Annotated in this window: 20 protein-coding genes; 12 read left to right on the top strand and 8 right to left on the bottom strand. The window is 67.5% G+C overall.

The genetic code is table 11. The annotated features are described in order from the left end of the window. Nucleotides 1–4: 4 nt before the first annotated feature. The 4 genes from msrA to ASC95_RS28745 are packed head-to-tail and all read left to right on the top strand — an operon-like array spanning nucleotide 5 to nucleotide 2872. Nucleotides 5–541 (top strand): peptide-methionine (S)-S-oxide reductase MsrA, encoded by a 537-nt coding sequence (gene msrA / locus ASC95_RS28760; RefSeq protein ID WP_057301136.1) that lies wholly within the window; start codon nucleotides 5–7, stop codon nucleotides 539–541. Then, nucleotides 541–1182: an ABC transporter ATP-binding protein gene (locus tag ASC95_RS28755; protein ID WP_057301135.1), complete on the top strand. Its 642-nt coding sequence runs from the start codon at nucleotides 541–543 to the stop codon at nucleotides 1180–1182. Before msrA ends, ASC95_RS28755 begins: the two co-directional genes overlap by 1 nt. Beyond that, the gene (locus tag ASC95_RS28750) at nucleotides 1179–2366 is read left to right on the top strand and encodes an ABC transporter permease (protein ID WP_057301134.1); all 1188 of its coding nucleotides are present in this window, start codon (nucleotides 1179–1181) and stop codon (nucleotides 2364–2366) included. The genes ASC95_RS28755 and ASC95_RS28750 overlap by 4 nt, the downstream gene beginning before the upstream one ends. A gap of 20 nt (nucleotides 2367–2386) precedes the next feature. Then, nucleotides 2387–2872, top strand: a complete 486-nt coding sequence (locus tag ASC95_RS28745; RefSeq protein ID WP_057301133.1) for a DUF3299 domain-containing protein — start codon at nucleotides 2387–2389, stop codon at nucleotides 2870–2872. Here the strand turns inward: ASC95_RS28745 and pdxH are convergent. Further along, the gene (gene pdxH, locus ASC95_RS28740; RefSeq protein WP_057301132.1) at nucleotides 2869–3504 is read right to left on the bottom strand and encodes a pyridoxamine 5'-phosphate oxidase; all 636 of its coding nucleotides are present in this window, start codon (nucleotides 3502–3504) and stop codon (nucleotides 2869–2871) included. The genes ASC95_RS28745 and pdxH overlap by 4 nt on opposite strands. Before the next feature lie 134 nt (nucleotides 3505–3638). On the opposite strand from pdxH, the gene ASC95_RS28735 reads away from it, so the two are divergent. After that, entirely contained in the window at nucleotides 3639–4247 is a 609-nt protein-coding gene (locus ASC95_RS28735; protein ID WP_057301131.1) for an NTP transferase domain-containing protein, read from the top strand. Here ASC95_RS28735 and ASC95_RS28730 read toward each other — a convergent pair whose 3' ends face one another. Then, complete coding sequence (locus tag ASC95_RS28730) at nucleotides 4248–4871, bottom strand: gamma-glutamylcyclotransferase (protein ID WP_082568221.1); 624 nt, start codon at nucleotides 4869–4871, stop codon at nucleotides 4248–4250. It abuts the gene before it with no gap. A 136-nt stretch (nucleotides 4872–5007) separates the two neighbouring features. Between ASC95_RS28730 and edd the strand changes: the two genes are divergently transcribed. The 3 genes from edd (at nucleotide 5008) to ASC95_RS28715 (ending at nucleotide 8170) form a co-directional block, all read left to right on the top strand. Further along, nucleotides 5008–6837 (top strand): phosphogluconate dehydratase, encoded by a 1830-nt coding sequence (gene edd, locus ASC95_RS28725; RefSeq protein ID WP_057301130.1) that lies wholly within the window; start codon nucleotides 5008–5010, stop codon nucleotides 6835–6837. A 167-nt stretch (nucleotides 6838–7004) separates the two neighbouring features. After that, nucleotides 7005–7628, top strand: coding sequence for a bifunctional 4-hydroxy-2-oxoglutarate aldolase/2-dehydro-3-deoxy-phosphogluconate aldolase (eda, locus tag ASC95_RS28720; protein ID WP_200960225.1), 624 nt, complete (start codon nucleotides 7005–7007; stop codon nucleotides 7626–7628). After that, complete coding sequence (locus ASC95_RS28715; protein ID WP_057301129.1) at nucleotides 7625–8170, top strand: MOSC domain-containing protein; 546 nt, start codon at nucleotides 7625–7627, stop codon at nucleotides 8168–8170. The genes eda and ASC95_RS28715 overlap by 4 nt, the downstream gene beginning before the upstream one ends. Here ASC95_RS28715 and ASC95_RS28710 read toward each other — a convergent pair. Beyond that, nucleotides 8167–8709, bottom strand: coding sequence for a PaaI family thioesterase (locus tag ASC95_RS28710; protein WP_057301128.1), 543 nt, complete (start codon nucleotides 8707–8709; stop codon nucleotides 8167–8169). The two genes, ASC95_RS28715 and ASC95_RS28710, sit on opposite strands and share 4 nt — an antisense overlap. Nucleotides 8710–8777: 68 nt before the next feature. After that, complete coding sequence (locus ASC95_RS28705) at nucleotides 8778–9194, bottom strand: DUF4902 domain-containing protein (protein ID WP_057301127.1); 417 nt, start codon at nucleotides 9192–9194, stop codon at nucleotides 8778–8780. Nucleotides 9195–9281: 87 nt separating this feature from the next. Between ASC95_RS28705 and ASC95_RS28700 the strand changes: the two genes are divergently transcribed. The 3 genes from ASC95_RS28700 (at nucleotide 9282) to ASC95_RS28690 (ending at nucleotide 11305) form a co-directional block, all read left to right on the top strand. Next, nucleotides 9282–10010: a helix-turn-helix transcriptional regulator gene (locus tag ASC95_RS28700; protein ID WP_057301126.1), complete on the top strand. Its 729-nt coding sequence runs from the start codon at nucleotides 9282–9284 to the stop codon at nucleotides 10008–10010. A 292-nt stretch (nucleotides 10011–10302) separates the two neighbouring features. Continuing rightward, nucleotides 10303–10554 carry a hypothetical protein gene (locus ASC95_RS28695; RefSeq protein WP_157256563.1) on the top strand — a complete coding sequence of 84 codons (252 nt, stop codon included), beginning with the start codon at nucleotides 10303–10305 and terminating at the stop codon, nucleotides 10552–10554. A 103-nt stretch (nucleotides 10555–10657) separates the two neighbouring features. Further along, entirely contained in the window at nucleotides 10658–11305 is a 648-nt protein-coding gene (locus ASC95_RS28690) for a CatA-like O-acetyltransferase (RefSeq protein WP_057301124.1), read from the top strand. Here ASC95_RS28690 and ASC95_RS28685 read toward each other — a convergent pair. Beyond that, nucleotides 11302–12210 (bottom strand): SDR family oxidoreductase, encoded by a 909-nt coding sequence (locus tag ASC95_RS28685; protein WP_057301123.1) that lies wholly within the window; start codon nucleotides 12208–12210, stop codon nucleotides 11302–11304. The genes ASC95_RS28690 and ASC95_RS28685 overlap by 4 nt on opposite strands. Before the next feature lie 118 nt (nucleotides 12211–12328). Here ASC95_RS28685 and ASC95_RS28680 point away from each other — a divergent pair, with 118 nt between their 5' ends. Next, entirely contained in the window at nucleotides 12329–12541 is a 213-nt protein-coding gene (locus tag ASC95_RS28680) for a DUF4287 domain-containing protein (RefSeq protein WP_057301230.1), read from the top strand. Nucleotides 12542–12568: 27 nt separating this feature from the next. Here ASC95_RS28680 and ASC95_RS28675 read toward each other — a convergent pair whose 3' ends face one another. The 3 genes from ASC95_RS28675 to ASC95_RS28665 form a co-directional block, all read right to left on the bottom strand. After that, nucleotides 12569–13339: an exodeoxyribonuclease III gene (locus tag ASC95_RS28675; RefSeq protein ID WP_057301122.1), complete on the bottom strand. Its 771-nt coding sequence runs from the start codon at nucleotides 13337–13339 to the stop codon at nucleotides 12569–12571. A gap of 60 nt (nucleotides 13340–13399) precedes the next feature. After that, nucleotides 13400–14167 carry an SDR family NAD(P)-dependent oxidoreductase gene (locus ASC95_RS28670; protein WP_057301229.1) on the bottom strand — a complete coding sequence of 256 codons (768 nt, stop codon included), beginning with the start codon at nucleotides 14165–14167 and terminating at the stop codon, nucleotides 13400–13402. A gap of 77 nt (nucleotides 14168–14244) precedes the next feature. Beyond that, nucleotides 14245–15666 carry a dihydrolipoyl dehydrogenase gene (locus ASC95_RS28665; protein WP_369820644.1) on the bottom strand — a complete coding sequence of 474 codons (1422 nt, stop codon included), beginning with the start codon at nucleotides 15664–15666 and terminating at the stop codon, nucleotides 14245–14247. Nucleotides 15667–15711: the final 45 nt, after the last annotated feature.

Here is a 15711-nt window from a genome sequence, read left to right as displayed (position 1 = left end):
TTCCATGTCCAACCCGAATCTTGAACGCATCACCCTGGCCGGCGGCTGCTTCTGGTGCCTGGAGGCCGTCTACGAGCGCGTGCGCGGCGTCCACCACGTCGAGAACGGCTACAGCAATGGCCAGGGACCCAAGCCGACCTACGAGGCTGTCTGCGGCGGCGACACCGGCTATGCCGAGGTCGTGCGCATCGACTTCGACCCGGCAGAGGTCTCGCTGCGCGAACTGCTGGAGGTGTTCTTCACCATCCACGACCCGACGACGCTGAACCGCCAGGGCGCCGACGTCGGCACGCAATACCGCTCGGGCATCTACTGGCATACCGAGGCCCAGCGCCAGCTCGCGGCCGAAGTCATCAAGGAAGCCGACGACCACCACGCCGGCCGCGTCGTCACCGAGCTGCTGCCCGAGACCAACTACCACCCAGCCGAGGCCTATCACCAGCACTACTACGCCCGCAACCCGGAGCAGGGCTATTGCGCCTTCGTCGTCGCCGGCAAGGTGGAGAAGTTCCTGGCCAGCTTCAAGCGGCTGGTCAAGTGATGCTGGCCTGGAGCGGCCTGCGCCATCGCTACGCCGGCGGCGCCGAGATCGCCTATGCCGACTTCGCGCTCGCCGCGGGCCGGCATCTGCTGCTGCGTGGCGCCTCTGGATCGGGCAAGTCCACGCTGCTGGCCTTGCTGGCTGGCTTGCTGCGCGTGCAAGAGGGTGAACTGAACGTTGCGCAAACCGAGCTGCAGACGCTGAGCCCGCACGCGCTGGACGCCTGGCGCGGTGCGACATTGGGCGTGGTACCCCAGCGCCTGCACTTGAGCGAGGCACTGACGGTGGCCGAGAACCTGGCGCTGCCGGCGCTGGCCGCGGGGCGGGGCGCCGACCCGGCGCGCGCGGCCGAGCTGATGGAGGCGCTGGACATTGCCGACCTGGCGAATCGCCGGCCGCACCAGCTCAGCGTTGGCCAGGCCCAGCGCGTGGCGCTGGCGCGCGCGCTGATGCGCCGTCCGCGCCTGCTGCTGGCGGATGAGCCCAGTGCCAGCCTGGACGACGAGCACACGCTGCACATGCTGGCCCTGCTCCTTGACGCGGCCGAGCGCGAGGGCTGCACGCTGGTCATCGCCAGCCATGACGCGCGTGTCGTCGAAGCGCTTGCAGAGCGGGATGACGTCAGCGAGGTGGTCTTGTGATCCGCCTCGCGTGGCGATACCTGTGGTCCAGCCCGTTGACGACAGCGCTGAACCTGCTGCTGCTGACGCTCGGCCTCGCCGCCGTGACCTTCGTGCTGCGCGCCAGTGCCCAGGTCGAGGCGGGGCTGAAGCGCGACCTCGCCAGCATCGACCTCGTCGTCGGCGCCAAGGGCAGCCCCATGCAGATCATGCTGGCCGGTGTCTTCCACTTCGATGCGCCGACCGGCAATATCCCGTTGGCGACGCTGGAGCTGTTGAAGCAGCAGCCCCTCGTCGCCCAGGCTGTGCCGCTGTCGCTGGGCGACTCATTTCGCGGCTACCGCATTGCCGGCACGACGCCGGACTATCTTGACCTGTACGGCGCCAAGCTGGGGCAGGGCGCGTTATGGGCCAAGCCCATGCAAGCCGTCCTTGGTGCCGAGGTTGCGCGCACCAGCGGGCTCAAGTTAGGTGACCGCTTTGCCGGCAGCCATGGCCTGGCCGAAGGTGGGGGGGCGCACGGCGATCACCAGTTCGAGGTTGTCGGTGTGTTGGCTGAATCCGGCAGCGTGCTGGACCGCCTCGTGCTGACCGATCTCGCTTCGGTGTGGGAGGTGCACGAAGACCACGCCGCTTCGACGCCTGAGGACGATGGCAAGAAGGAGATCACGCTGGCCCTGGTGCGCTACCGCAGCCCGCTCGCAGCCGTCGTGCTGCCGCGATGGGTCAATGCGCAGAACGGCCTGCAATCCGCCGCGCCGGCGCTGGAAACAGCCCGATTGATGCGCCTAGTGGGTGCCGGCACCGAAGTGCTGCGGGGCTTTGGCATCGTGCTGCTCGCCGCGGCGGGGCTGTCGGTCTGGGTGGCGTTGCTGCATGCCGTGCGTGCCCGACAAGGCGATCTTGCGATGCTGCGCATGCTGGGCGCGCCGGCCTCGCGCGTCGCCGCCCTGATCGCGCTGGAGGCCTTGCTGCTCGCTGGCCTCGCAGCGGTGCTTGGACTGGCGGCTGGGCATGGCCTCGTCGCCCTGCTGGAACGTCTGCTCGCCGAGCGACAGTCGCTTCGCCTCGGCCAGCTCGGCATGAGCGAAGCCGAATGGCTGGTGCCGCTGCTTGCCGGCGCCCTGGCGCTGCTGGCCGCTGCCTGGCCCGCATGGCGGGCCTACCGGCTGGATGTCACAACCCTGCTGCAAGCTCCGCGCTGAACCCCGACAATCCCGCCATCATGAAGTTCAAGTCCCTTCTCGCCGTCTGTCTTGCCGCTGCTGCGGCGTTCGCCCAAACGCCGCCGGGCATGGGGCAGGGGCCTGGCTATCACGACCCACGCAGCCCCTTCAAGCCGCTAGAGGAGCGCGCCGACATCGTGTCCTGGCATTTGCTGTCCCAGGTCACCGCGAAAGCCGAGAAAAAGAAGATCGTGCCGACCTTCCCGGCAGCCGTGCAGGCGCTGGACCGCAAGACCGTCAAGGTGCAGGGCTTCATGATGCCGCTGGAGGCGGGCGACAAGCAGCAGCACTTCCTGTTGTCCTCGGTGCCGACGACCTGCTCCTTTTGCGTACCGGCCGGCCCCGAAGGCCTGGTCGAGGTGCGAACCAAGAAGCCGGTTCGCTACACGCTGGAGCCTGTCATCGTTGAAGGCGTGCTGGCCGTGCTGAACGACGACCCTTACGGCCTGTACTACCGCGTCGAGGACGGCAGCGCCGTCAATTAGGGCGCCAGCCGTTCGCGCACCCAGCGGTCGGCATCCAGGCTGAAGACCAGCCGGTCGTGCAGCCGCGAACGGCGGCCCTGCCAGAACTCGTAACGATCTGGCACCAGCCGGTAGCCGCCCCAGTGCGGCGGCCGACCAGGATTCAGGCCGTGCTTGACGGCCGCCTTGGCTGCATTGGCCACCAGCACAGCACGTGAACTGATGACCCGGCTCTGTGGTGAAGCCCAGGCCCCCAGGCGGGAATCCAGGGGCCGGCTCTTGAAGTAGTCGTCCGATTCCTGCGCCGACGTCTTCTCGACACGCCCCTCAATGCGCACGACGCGTTCCATCTCCACCCAGTGGAATTGCAAGGCCGCGTAAGGGTTGCCTGCTAACTCTTCACCTTTGCGGCTTTCGTAATTCGTGAACCAGACCATGCCGCGTGCATCGCAGCCCTTGAGCAGCACGACGCGGGTCGATGGCCGGTGGTTGGCGCCAACGGTGGCCACCGTCATCGCGGTCGGCTCGGACACATCGTGAGCGATAGCCTCATCCATCCAGCGGTTGAAGAGCGCCAGCGGTCCATCCGCGGCTTGCGCCTCGTCCAGTTCCCCTAGTTCGTAGCTCTTTCGGAAGTCGCTCAACTTGCTCATGACCCGAAGTATGCAGACCTTCCCTTAAGTGAACGCCCCAGTTTCAAGCGAAGCCTCACTCGGCATGCTTGTGGCACTGCAGCAAACGGCTCAGACCGGCGCTAGGTCAGTGGGTTTTGAAGGACGAATAGCAAATGACAAAGCGACGCCCCGTCGTCGTTGTGCTGGCCGCGGGTCGCGGCTCGCGCTTCCGCGGCTCGGGCCACAAGCTGGAACAGCACCTGGCGGGAACGCCCGGTGGAGATACCTTGCTGGCGCGCACCTTGCGCCATGCCATCGCGACGCAGCTTCCGGTTGTCGTTGTGACGACGGCAGCCCTGGCGCCGGCCGTGCACAAGCTCATCGCGGCGCGCGACGTCGTGACGCTGCCTGAGCGCGATAGCCACGGCCGGCCTCAGCCCATCGGCATGGGGCATTCCATCGTCGCCGGCGTCAGCGCCACGGGTGATGCCGACGGCTGGCTCATCCTGCCGGCCGACATGCCGCTCGTACAGCCGACCACCATCATGGCCGTGGCTGAGGGGTTGGAGCGCTACCCCGTCTGCTACGCCCAGTACCGCGGCATCCAGGGCCATCCGGTCGGCTTTGGCACCGAGCTCTACTCGGAGTTGGTGGCCCTGCAGGGCGATGAGGGCGCAAGGCGCATCGTGGCGCGCTATGCGGCGCAACCCATTCCCGTCGACGACCCGGGCGTGCATGTCGACGTCGACACTGAGGAAGACCTCGCGCGGCTCCGGGGCTGATCAAAGCGGGGCGCATAGCCCGTGTTGTGCCGCCAAGTGGGCCTGGCGCTCCAGTTCCGCGTCGCGGATCCCATGCTCGCGCAAACCCTGAACGGTGCGCAGCAGATAGTCCAGCGTCGTGCCGTAGCGGCCGCTGGCGTGTTGAAAGATGTGCAACAGCTCCGGCTCATGCAGTGGCCCGGTCCAGTTGGGACTCTGGCGCGACAGCGTGAACGCCAGGGCGCGCAGCCGCCCCGCAGCGGTGTCGCAGTTCAGCCAGCGCGGCTCATAGACGCCATTAGGCATCTCGCGTTCCCATAGCCGTGGTAACACCTCTTCACCCACGGTGCGCGGGATGCGGTAGACCAAGCCACGGCAACTGCCTCCCGAGATCAACGCCAGCACCAGGCCCGGCTCCTGGGGCGAGCCGCGGTTCACGCGCGAACGCATGCGAAGCACGCGGTGAAAGCCCAACACCCGCGCCGGTAGGGCGTCGGCATACTCGAACTCGGGCCGCCAGATCAACGAGCCATAGGCAAACAGCAGCAGGTCTTCGCCGCTGGCGCGCCATTCGGCGGTCGTGCGCTGCAACAGATGGGCGCTGCGCGCCGGGCCATGGGGAATATGGATTGCCTGTGACGCCATCGCCTCCATCTTGTCATGCCAGAGAGTTGCACGACGTTTCTCAGGTACCCAGCCCGTAACCCGCGCAGCCCTCGAGGCAAGTAATATGGTTACCTAAATCCCCAAGGGCCGGTTACGAGAGCCGCAGGAGACCCGCATGCACAACACACTTAGTCAAGTTACAGACCGCATCCGCGAACGCAGCGCCAAGCTGCGTGGCGACTACCTCGCCCGCATCGCCAAGCTCGGCGGGCGCCAGCGCGGTTTCGAGCGCATGGGCTGCGCCAACGTCGCCCACGCAGTGGCGGCCATGCCGTCAAACGACAAGCTGCGCATCGTCGCCGAGAAAGCCCCCCACCTCGGGATCGTCACGGCCTACAACGACATGCTGTCGGCGCATCAGCCCTACGAGGGCTATCCGGAACAGATCCGCGCGGAGGCGCATCGCCTGGGCGCCACCGTGCAGGTGGCGGGCGGCGTACCGGCCATGTGCGATGGCGTGACGCAAGGCCTGCCTGGCATGGAGCTGAGCCTGTTCTCGCGTGACACCATCGCGATGGGCACGGCCATCGCGCTGACGCACGACGTCTTCGACGCGGCCCTCCTGCTGGGCATTTGCGACAAGATCGTGCCGGGCCTGTTGATCGGCGCACTGCACTTCGGCCATCTGCCCTGCGTCTTCGTGCCGGCCGGGCCGATGAGCTCGGGCATCTCCAACAGCGACAAGGCCAAGGTGCGCGAGCTCTACGCCCAGGGCAAGGTCGGCCGCGACGAGTTGCTGAAGAGCGAGCAGGCGGCCTATCACGGCGCCGGCACCTGCACCTTCTACGGCACCGCCAACAGCAACCAGATGCTGCTGGAGGCCATGGGCCTGCACACGCCGGGCAGCGCCTTCGTGCACCCGCATGACGACCTGCGCACGGCGCTGACGCGCGAGGCGGTCGCCACGGCGATCAACATCAGCGGCCGCGTGGCGGGCCGGGCCGCCAAACCCATCGGCCACCTCGTCGACGAGCGCTGCATCGTCAACGCGATGGCGGCATTGCTCGCCACCGGCGGCTCGACCAACCACCTGATCCACTGGGTCGCCGTCGCCCGTTCGGCCGGCATCCTGATCGACTGGACGGACTTCTCCGACCTGTCCGCCGTCGTGCCCTTGCTGTCGCGCGTCTACCCCAATGGCAGTGCAGACGTGAACCAGTTCCAGGCCGCCGGCGGCCCGGGCTTCGTCATCCGTGAGCTGATGGACGCCGGCCTGATGCACGAGGACGTCATCTCAGTCGCCGGCGACAGCCTGCGCCCCTATGCCTTCGTGCCGCGGGCGGTGGGCCAGAGCGGCGAGGTGGTGCGCGAGCCGCTGCCGGCCGCCAGTGGCGACGACGGTGTCGTGCGCACGGCCGCCGCGCCTTTCAGCGCCACCGGTGGCCTCAAGCTGCTGGCCGGCAACCTCGGCCGCGCCGTCATCAAGGTCTCGGCCGTGCCCGAAGATCGCCACACCGTGGAGGCGCCTTGCCGCATCTTCACGACGCAGGAAGCCATGCTGAACGCGTTCAAGAACGGCGAGCTGGAGCGCGACGTCATCGTCGTCGTGCGCTTCCAGGGCCCGCACGCCAATGGCATGCCCGAGCTGCACAAGCTGACGCCGCCGCTGGCCGTGCTGCAGGGCAAGGGATTCAAGGTGGCGCTGGTCACCGACGGCCGCATGAGCGGGGCCTCCGGCAAGGTGCCCGCGGCCATCCACGTCAGCCCCGAGGCCCTGGCCGGTGGGCCGCTGGCCAAGCTGCGTGATGGCGACGTCGTGCGCGTTTGCGCGCAGACCGGCACGCTGGCCGCCCTGGTCGACGAGGCCGAATGGGCGACGCGCGAGGTGGCGACGCTCGACCCGGATGAGGCCGACGTCAACGCCCACGGCCTGGGCCGCGAACTCTTCGCCGGCCTGCGCCGCAATGTCCTGAGCGCCGAAGAGGGCGCCTGCACCTGGTTGTGAGAGTGAGGCTCCTCGCCCAGTCTTGCGGCGCTGAACGCGCGCCAACCTGATCGGTCCCCCGAGGGGACGCCAAAGCTTCCGGCATTGAGCCGAAAGCTTCGCCAAGCGGGCCGGCTCGGGAGCGGCCCAGCGCTCGGCCCGAATACCCGGTCTCATGGAGAACTGAAATGATCGACACACCCAGCCTGGCCAGCCACGGCCCTGTCATCCCCGTCATCGTCATCCAACGCCTGGAAGATGCCGTGCCGCTGGCCGAAGCCCTGGTGGCCGGCGGTGTGCGCGTGCTTGAGGTGACGCTGCGCACCCCCGTCGCCTTGCGGGCCATGGAAGCCATGGCCAAGGTGCCTGGTGCCATCGTCGGCGCTGGCACGCTGCGCAATCCCATCGACGTAGCGAATGCGAAGAGCGCCGGCTGCCAGTTCGGCGTCAGTCCCGGCTACACCGACGCATTGGCCGCCGCCTGCCAGGCCCAGGGCCTGCCGCTGCTGCCCGGTGTGTCGACGGCCTCCGAGGTCATGCAGGCCAATGCGGCTGGCTTCGGCTTCCTCAAGCTCTTCCCGGCCGTCGCTGTCGGTGGCGTCAACCTGCTGAAGTCGCTGGCCGGCCCCTTCCCGGACGTGGCTTTCTGCCCGACCGGCGGCATCTCGCTGGAGACGGCGCCGCAGTTCCTGACGTTGCCCAACGTCAAGGTCTGCGGCGGCTCCTGGCTGACGCCGCAGGACGCGGTCGACGCCAAGGACTGGGCGCGTATCACCAAGCTGGCTTCGGAAGCTGCGGCGCTGCGCGCATGACGACAGCGGTCGTTGCAGCCGTTTGGTCCAGCGCAACGCACAGCTTTTCCAAGTTCGCGAGAGACGAACTGCGTGTCGTCACAGGGCAGGGCGTCGAAGGCGACGCCCACTGCGGTGTGACGGTCAAGCACCGCTCGCGCGTGGCCGTCGACCCGAGCCAGCCCAACCTGCGACAGGTCCACCTGATCCAGGGCGAGCTCTTCGACGAACTGGCCGCGCGCGGCTTTGGCGTGCAGCCGGGCCAGATGGGCGAGAACCTGACGACGCGCGGCATCGACCTGCTGGCCCTGCCTCGCGATACGGAGTTGCGCATCGGCGCGGAGGTCGTGCTGCGCGTGACCGGCCTGCGCAACCCCTGCCCGCAGATTGAGAACTTCGAGGCCGGCCTCCTGAAGGCCGTCGTCGACCGCGATGCCGATGGCGAGATCGTGCGCAAGGCCGGCGTCATGAGCGTCGTGCTGGCCGGCGGTGTCGTGAAGCCGGGCGACGTGATTGCGGTGCGGCTGCCACCGGCGCCGCACGCCAGGCTCGAACGCGTCTAGCCGGGAATATCGAACAGCAGGCAGGTGGTGCTGGCATGCGCGTACAGCTTGCCGTCATGGCCGACCAGTTCGGCTTCGGCCGTCGTCACCTGGCGGCCGCGGTGCACCACGTGGCCAATGGCGCGCACGAGCGGCACCTTGTCGTTCAGGCCGCGCACCAGGTTGACCTTGAACTCCAGCGTCGTGTAGCCCCGCCCGACGGGCAGGATGGTGTGCACAGCGCAGCCCAGCGCCGAGTCCAGCAGCGTCGCGAACCAGCCGCCATGCACGCCTCCCAGCGGGTTGTAGTGCTTGAACTGGGGGCGGCCCTGGAAGACGGCCTCGCCATCAGCCACCGAGACCAACAGGAAGTCCATCGTTCGGCTGATGGGTGCGGGCGGGCATTCGCCGTCCAGCAGGGCCTGCATCTGCTGCAGGCCGGTCTTGCCGGCCAGCAAGGCGCGTGATGCCAAGCCGGGCTCCTGTTGCTGGCGCGTGCGCGCCGCGGCCTCGTCGGCTTGCCACTGCGCGAGGATGTCGTCGGGGGCGGAAGAACTCATGGCAACGGCTTCAAGCAAAGAAGCCGCTGATTCTGCGCAAAGGCAGTGCCCCGCGCTGTCACCCGGGTTCAGGCAGCCAGGCGTTGATCGACCACGACGGCGCGGCGCGAAGACGGGTCCATCCTCAGCGTGTCCAGCACCGGCCCCTGCCAGGGCAGCAGATACACCAGCGTGGCCAGCGTCGCGCGGCGGCGCGACGACAGCAGCGGGCGGCCGCGGGCGTCCAGCAGCAACACGTTGGAGCGCACATTGAGCGGATCGGCCTGCGCGATGGTGCCCTCGGTGATCTCGACCCAGTCCCATTCCACCCAGGCGCAGGCATCGGCATAACAACGCTCCCAACGCGTCGAGCCGCTGATGCGGTGCTCGTCGCGGCGCGCGCGGTGCACCTGGGTCCGGGCGTGGCGGACATCCTGGGCGGCGCTGGACAGTGCGGCCACCGGCCAGCAGACGCTGCCTTCGGGCAACTGGATCAGGGTTGACATGGACGGCTCCTCTGTGTCGTGTGATTCGAACGGGAGGGCAGTCTCTGGTCAGGGCCAGCGGGGAACAAGCTGGCAGACTTGGCAGGTATGGGCAAGCCCGAAATCAACTATCAGCAGCTGATTGATGTCGGTCTCAGCGAAGACTTCGAGGGCTTCGAGCGCCGTCTTGTCAAGACGGCGGATGCCATGGGCTTTCCGATCATCTCGGGCATGCTGATGCGTGGCGTCCTGAAAGACGACACCATGAAGATCACCACCTACGGCAACACGCCCGCAGGCTATCTGGAAGCGGCGAAAGACCGCAACGATGCCCTGCGGGACCCGGTGGTGGGCCATTTGATGACGCACACGGTGCCTGTCGTCTATGACCAGGCCACCTACGTGGCGGCGGGCGTCGGCGAGCTTTGGGAAATGCAGGCGCCTTTCGGCTACCAGACCGGCATCGCGGTCAAGCTGCATCTGCCAGGAGACAAGCACTTCGTTCTCGGCGTGGATCGGGACGAAAAGCTTCCCGGCTCCGGTGCGCAATTGATGCAAATGGTTGCCGGGTTGCAACTTCTCGCAGCGCACGCGCTGACCGCCGCGGACCGATTGCTGGGTCCCAAGCTCAGCAAGGGCGACCTGCCCAAGCTGACCAAGCGCGAGCTGGATGTCCTGAGCTGGACGGCCCAGGGCAAGACCGCGTGGGAAGTCAGTGTCATCCTGGGCATGAGCGAGAAGACGGCAAACTTCCATCTCGGCAATGCGATGCGCAAGCTGGAGGTGACGTCCAAGCACCAAGCCGTGCTCAAGTGCGTGGCCGCCGGCATTCTTTGACGAGCGCAACCTAGCAGACTTGCCAGGTTCCTAGGGGGGTGAAAACAAGGAAAGTCCGGCTCAGCGACTTTCTGCCTTTCCCCGATCGGAGCCCCCCATGTTAATCATCGACCTGCTTCTCGAAATCCTCGGTGTTCCACGCTTTGGTGGCTGACCGAAACACCCGCGCCGGACAGGATGCATCGGGACGATGAACTGCCATAGCGACCAGCTCCATACTCCGAGCTCCGCGCTTGCGGCCAGTCCCTCCAAGCCCCTGCATTCCGATCCGGCGCCCGCCAGTGCAGGCAACGTGTCCATCTCTCCCGAAACCTATGCCCGGCTTTTGAGCCTCGCCGACCAGGCGCCGCTCGAGTGCCTGCCGCTGACGTCGCGCACCCTGGCGTGCGCCAAGACGCTGGGCTACAACCAGATCGGCCAGATCCGCAGCACGCCCAACAGCCGCCTCTTTGCCGACCTTGGCGAGGATCGCGCAGAGGAACTGCAGCGGGCCCTCTATGACTTCGGCGTGCGGCCGATGCAAGGCGGCGAGCTGAGCGGCTGACGCGCAACCACCCTTCAACTCCTTCGAGCCCGCCTGCTTCGGCAGACCGGGCTCCTTTTTTGTCCACGTTCACCCATGGCCTTCGTGCGAGCATGCGGTCCGTATGCAAGACCGTGACATCCCTCTCGACGCCTGGCCGCGCCGCGCCGCGCTGGCGCATTTCCGTACCATGGCCCAGCCGGCCTTCAGCATCACCGCGCCGGTGGATGTGACCGGCCTGCGCGAGCGCGCCGCTGCTCACGGCGCCACGCCTTGGCTGGCCTACCACCACGCCGCGCTCGAGGCCGCCAACGGCATCGACGCGATGCGCCAGACCCTGACTGACGAGGGCCGTGGCGTGCGCGAGTTCAGCGTCATCCATGCCAGCACGACGGTGCTGCGCGACGACGGCAGCTTTGGCTTCCTGACGCTGCCCCGCGAACCTTCGCTCGCCAGCTTTGCCGCCCGCGCCAGGCCGGGCATCGAGCGCGTGCGCCGTGCCAGCGGCGACCTCTTCGCCGCCGATGAGCCCGGCGACGTGCGCGAGGAAACGCTCGTCCACATGACCGCGCTGCCCTGGCTGGGTTTCACTGCGTTCACCCACGCACGCGGTCAGGGCGACGACCGGCCCAAGGTGGCCTTCGGCCGCTTCACCGAGACGAACGGCCGGCTGCTGATGCCGGTCGCCGTCGATGTGCACCATGCACTGTGCGACGGCGTGCACGTGGGGCGTTTCTTCGAACGCTTCCGGGCAAATCTCGACGCGATCTAACGATAGGCCGCCACGTCAATGTCGCCCGCCTCGCTGTCGAGCATGTGACGCCAGGCGTCGGGCTGGCTGCCGTCCAGGTCGGTGAAGCCGTAGATGCGGGCCAGTTGCCCACTGGACAGCGACTGGCCGTTCCAGCGCGTGACATCAGGGTCGGTCGCGAGCGCCACGACGGCCCGCCCGACGAAGGCCGGGCTTTCGGCAATCGCGAAGCCCGGCACGCGAGCGATGGCGTCGCGCCAGTTGTCCTCCCGCACACCAAACGCCTCCAGCATGGCCTCGGAGCGCAGCCAGCCTGGCGTCAGTGACAGCCCGGTCGCGCCATGCGACTTCAGTTCATGCCCGAGCGCAAAACCCATGCGCAGCACGGCCGCCTTGGCAAGGTCGTAGAAGAAGGAATTGCGGTAGCGCGTGCCGTTGTATTCCTCGGTGCCGTCATTGATCTCCACCACCAGGCCGCCCGGCGCCTTCAGCAGCAGCGGGATCGCGAAGTGGCTGGTGATGGCATGAGTGTCGATGGCCAGGCGCAGGCTTTGCAGGCCGAATTCGAGATCAGACTCCCAGACGGTCTTGCCCCATTCGATCTTGCTCGCGCCGAAGATGTCGTTGACCAGAACGTGCAGTGCCCCCTGTTCACGTTCGATACGAGCGACCAGATCGCGCACTTCGTTGGCCACCAGATGATCGACCTTTACCGCGATGCCACGGCCGCCCGCAGCATCGACGAGAGCTGCCGTCTCCTCGATGGTTTCGGGTCGATCCATCTCCGAGCGGGCCGCCTGCGTGCTGCGCCCGGTGCAATAGACCGTCGCTCCGGCCTCGCCCAGGGCCACCGCGATGCCACGGCCGGCGCCGCGCGTGGCGCCGGCCACCAGGGCCACCTTGCCTGCCAGATGCCTGTTGTGCATGTCACTCGCCTTTGAAATGCCCGGTTTGCGATTCGCGGTTTGTCGAAACTCGCTGCTCCGATTCGTCATGCAGCAGATGCCGATCGCCGGGCGTCAGTCAAACTTGAAGGGTATCGATATGGCAACGCAAGACAACAAGGTCAAGGGCCCCGCCTCCTATTTCCCCTCCATCGAGAAGAAATACGGCCAGCCCATCGCGCACTGGGAACAGGTCATCACCCGGGCCGGGCCGTTGAAGCACATGGAGCTGGTCAACCTGTTGAAGGCCGAGCACGAGATGGGCCACGGACACGCCAATGCGCTGGTGGCCTGGGTCCTGGCAAAGAAGTAGCCCGCGTCGCCCGCGCGCTACCCGCGGTCAGTCGTCGAGGGTGACGATGACCGGCGCATGGTCGCTCGGCCGCTCGTTCTTGCGCGGCAGTTTGTCGATCTCGCAGGCCGTCACGCGGGGCTTCAATGCCGCGCTGACGAGGATGTGGTCGATGCGCAGGCCCTGGTTCTTGCGGAAGGCCAGGTTGCGGTAGTCCCACCAGCTCCAGCTCTTGGGCGGCTGCTCGAAAAGCCGGAAGGCATCGGTCAGCCCCAGCCCAATGAGCTGCTGGAAGTGCTCGCGCTCCTGCGGCGTGCAGTGGATCTGGCCAGCCCAGGCGATGGGGTCGTAGACGTCACGGTCCTCGGGGGCGATGTTGAAGTCGCCCATCAGCACCAGTTCGGGGTGCTGCTTCATTTGTTCGACCAGCCAGCCGCGCAGGCCGGTCAGCCAGTTCATCTTGTAGGTGAACTTGTCGCTGTCCGGCGCCTGGCCGTTCGGGAAGTAGCCGCCGATGACGCGCACACCACCCACGGTGCCGGCGATGACCCTGGCCTGCTCGTCGGCAAAGCCGGTGATGTTCTTGACCACATCGGTGGCCGTTTCCCGGCTGATCAGCGCGACGCCGTTGTAGGTCTTCTGACCAAACCACTGCACCTGATAGCCAGCCTCGCCGATTTCCATGGTGGGGAATTTGTCATCGGTGAGCTTGGTCTCCTGCAACACCAAGGCATCGACGGGGTGGGCAGCAAGCCAGTCCAGCACCTGGGGCAGGCGGACGGCGAGTGAGTTGACGTTCCAGGTGGCGAACTTCTTCATCGCGGGGTCTCAATGCGGTGTTGGCCCGCATTGTGACTCGCACGTGGCAACGGGTGGCACTCAGCGGCAGGTGTAGCCGCCGTCCACGACCAGTTCGCTGCCGGTGACGAACTTGCTTTCCGCGCTGGCCAGGTAGACACAGGCCCAGCCGATGTCGTCGGCCTCGCCCATGTGGCCCAGCGGATGCAGGGCGGCCGTGCCGGCCCTGGCCGCGACCGGGTCGGGCTGCGTCTTCAAGAAACCCTCGACCATGGGCGTCCAGATGAAGCCGGGATGGACGCTGTTGACGCGGATGCCGTCGGCCGCGTAGAGCAGGGCGTCGGTTTTGGTCATCATGCGCACGGCACCCTTGCTGGCGTGGTAGGGCGGCACGTCCGGCGCGCTGACAAGGCCATAGATGCTGGACAGGTTGACGATGCTGCCGCCACCCGCCTCGCGCATCTGCGCGATGACATGCTTGGTGCCGAGGAAGACGCCGCGCACATTGACGGCCAGCACCTGCTCGAACTCGAGCACGCTTAGCTCGTGCGTAGGCTTGTTGGGCCCGGCGATGCCGGCGTTGTTGACGAGCACCGTGATCGGCCCGAAGCGCTGCCCCACCTCGGCGAATACGCGCCTGACCTGGGCCTCGTCGCTGACATCGAGATGCCAGTAGGCGGCCTGGCCACCGCGCGCAAGTATCGCTACCGCTACCGCCTCGCCGCGTTCGTCATCGAGGTCGGTGACGGCCACCCTGGCGCCCTCGGCAGCCATCAGCCGGCAGATCGCCTCGCCAATGCCCATCGCACCGCCCGTGACAACGGCCACCTTGTTCTTGAGCCTGTCCATGCCGATCTCCTGAAGGATGCCTTCAATGTCGCGCCGCCGACTGCCGCGCGGCTTGAGATCGATCAAGCGGATGGCACTCAGGCCCCAGCTTCAGCCTCGGTATCGCAGTCCATGCAGTTCTCTATGGGCGGCGCCAGCAGGTGCAGGTCGCTGTGCAGCTGGCGCAGCGCCGTGCGCAGGCCCTCCTCCACAACCGGGTGATAGAAGGGGCAGTCCAGCATCTGCTGCACCGTGTCGCCGCGCTGCACGCTCCAGGCCAGCAGATGGCCGAGGTGCTCCGCGGCCGGGCCGATCATCTCGGCGCCCAGCAGCCGGCCCGTGCCACGCTCGGCATAGACGTGCAGGCCGCCACGGTTGACGAGCATGACGCGGCTGCGGCCCTGGTCGGCAAAGCTGACGCGGCCGACGTCAAAGTCGCGGCCGGTGGCGAGCAGCTCCGAGTGACTCGCCCCCGCAATGGCGATCTGCGGCTCGCTGAACACGATCGCCAGCGGTGCACGGCGTGGGCGACTGTGCACATCGGGCCAGCGCGCCGCGTTGTCGCCGGCGATGCGGCCGGCGTCCGACGCTTCGTGCAGCAGCGGCCGGTCGTTGGTGACGTCACCGGCGATGAACACCGGCATGCCGCCCCACTGGCTGGTGTGGCGGTCGATCAGCGGGTGGCCTTCGACGTCGCGCGGCAGGTTCAGCGTCTCCAGCCCCAGGTCGTCGAGATTGGCCTGGCGCCCGGCCGTGCAGAGCAAGGCCTCGAAGCGCTCGCCGCCGACGAGCACCTGATCGCCATCCAGCGTCGGGTCCAGCGTGGCGCTCAACGTCAATGGCAGGTCTTCGGCGAACAGCTTCTGGGCCAGCGGCTGCAGTTCGGGATCGGTCAGCGGCCCGACGCGGTCACCGCGAGCGAACAGGCGCACGCGCACACCGAGCTTGTGCAGGGCCAGGGCCAGCTCCAGGCCGATGACACCGGCGCCGACGACAGCGATCGACTTCGGCAGGTCGACCCAATCGAAGACATCGTCATTGACGATCAGCCTGGCTCCCAGCCGTTCGCGCCAGCCGGCCGGTACGAAGGGCCGCGAGCCGGTCGCGATGACGACGGTTCGGGCCTCGACACGCTGGCCAGCAACGTCCAGCACGCCCGGGGCAAGGAAGCGCGCCCGGCCGAACAGCCGGGTGGATTCGGGCCAGCCGTGCACCGTCTCAAGCACGAAACCGACGAAACGATCGCGCTCGTCTCGCACCCGCTGCATGACTGCCCGGCCGTCGATGCGCGGCGCCTCGGCCTGCACGCCAAAGCGATGCGCCTCGCGCACCGCCTGGGCTGCTTCGGCCGCGGCGATCAGCAGCTTGCTGGGCATGCAGCCGACACGGGCGCAGGTGGTGCCGTAGTGGGCGGCCTCGATCAGCAGCACCCGGTCGGTGTGGGCGCGCGCGGCGCGGTAGGCGGCCATGCCGGCAGTGCCGGCGCCGATGATGGCGACGTCGCAGGAGAAGGTCACGATGCTGGGCTCCCTGAGTGTCCGGCTGGGCAGGATAGCCGCTGCCGC

It is taken from the genome of Pelomonas sp. Root1217 (genome assembly GCF_001425705.1).
Lineage (GTDB): Bacteria > Pseudomonadota > Gammaproteobacteria > Burkholderiales > Burkholderiaceae_C > Pelomonas.
Note: the sequence above shows the minus strand (reverse complement) of the source record. Positions and strands in the feature narration are given on the sequence as shown.

Coding starts and splice junctions, on each gene's coding strand:
- msrA (WP_057301136.1), top strand. CDS start 5: ATGTCCAACCCGAATCTTGAACGCATCACCCTGGCCGGCGGCTGCTTC.
- ASC95_RS28755 (WP_057301135.1), top strand. CDS start 541: ATGCTGGCCTGGAGCGGCCTGCGCCATCGCTACGCCGGCGGCGCCGAG.
- ASC95_RS28745 (WP_057301133.1), top strand. CDS start 2,387: ATGAAGTTCAAGTCCCTTCTCGCCGTCTGTCTTGCCGCTGCTGCGGCG.
- pdxH (WP_057301132.1), bottom strand. CDS start 3,504: ATGAGCAAGTTGAGCGACTTCCGAAAGAGCTACGAACTAGGGGAACTG.
- ASC95_RS28735 (WP_057301131.1), top strand. CDS start 3,639: ATGACAAAGCGACGCCCCGTCGTCGTTGTGCTGGCCGCGGGTCGCGGC.
- ASC95_RS28730 (WP_082568221.1), bottom strand. CDS start 4,871: ATGGCGTCACAGGCAATCCATATTCCCCATGGCCCGGCGCGCAGCGCC.
- edd (WP_057301130.1), top strand. CDS start 5,008: ATGCACAACACACTTAGTCAAGTTACAGACCGCATCCGCGAACGCAGC.
- eda (WP_200960225.1), top strand. CDS start 7,005: ATGATCGACACACCCAGCCTGGCCAGCCACGGCCCTGTCATCCCCGTC.
- ASC95_RS28715 (WP_057301129.1), top strand. CDS start 7,625: ATGACGACAGCGGTCGTTGCAGCCGTTTGGTCCAGCGCAACGCACAGC.
- ASC95_RS28710 (WP_057301128.1), bottom strand. CDS start 8,709: ATGAGTTCTTCCGCCCCCGACGACATCCTCGCGCAGTGGCAAGCCGAC.
- ASC95_RS28705 (WP_057301127.1), bottom strand. CDS start 9,194: ATGTCAACCCTGATCCAGTTGCCCGAAGGCAGCGTCTGCTGGCCGGTG.
- ASC95_RS28700 (WP_057301126.1), top strand. CDS start 9,282: ATGGGCAAGCCCGAAATCAACTATCAGCAGCTGATTGATGTCGGTCTC.
- ASC95_RS28690 (WP_057301124.1), top strand. CDS start 10,658: ATGCAAGACCGTGACATCCCTCTCGACGCCTGGCCGCGCCGCGCCGCG.
- ASC95_RS28685 (WP_057301123.1), bottom strand. CDS start 12,210: ATGCACAACAGGCATCTGGCAGGCAAGGTGGCCCTGGTGGCCGGCGCC.
- ASC95_RS28680 (WP_057301230.1), top strand. CDS start 12,329: ATGGCAACGCAAGACAACAAGGTCAAGGGCCCCGCCTCCTATTTCCCC.
- ASC95_RS28675 (WP_057301122.1), bottom strand. CDS start 13,339: ATGAAGAAGTTCGCCACCTGGAACGTCAACTCACTCGCCGTCCGCCTG.
- ASC95_RS28670 (WP_057301229.1), bottom strand. CDS start 14,167: ATGGACAGGCTCAAGAACAAGGTGGCCGTTGTCACGGGCGGTGCGATG.